Here is a 398-nt window from a genome sequence, read left to right as displayed (position 1 = left end):
CCATCTGGCCCCAGTGCTGCAATGATACCGCGAGACCCACGCTCACCGGCTCCAGATTTATCAGCAATAAACCAGCCAGCCGGAAGGGCCGAGCGCAGAAGTGGTCCTGCAACTTTATCCGCCTCCATCCAGTCTATTAATTGTTGCCGGGAAGCTAGAGTAAGTAGTTCGCCAGTTAATAGTTTGCGCAACGTTGTTGCCATTGCTACAGGCATCGTGGTGTCACGCTCGTCGTTTGGTATGGCTTCATTCAGCTCCGGTTCCCAACGATCAAGGCGAGTTACATGATCCCCCATGTTGTGCAAAAAAGCGGTTAGCTCCTTCGGTCCTCCGATCGTTGTCAGAAGTAAGTTGGCCGCAGTGTTATCACTCATGGTTATGGCAGCACTGCATAATTC

General features: G+C 52.0%; 1 protein-coding gene. It reads right to left on the bottom strand.

What is annotated here, in order from left to right:
* A partial coding sequence (locus CBF90_RS16780) for a serine hydrolase (RefSeq protein WP_172407900.1) occupies nt 1-398 on the bottom strand: 398 nt, incomplete at both ends.

This window comes from Microbacterium sp. AISO3, from assembly GCF_002204305.1.
In the GTDB taxonomy this organism is placed as follows: Bacteria; Actinomycetota; Actinomycetes; order Actinomycetales; family Microbacteriaceae; genus Microbacterium; species Microbacterium arborescens.
The sequence above is the reverse complement of the archived record's forward strand: the minus strand, read 5'-3'. Positions and strand labels throughout refer to the sequence as shown.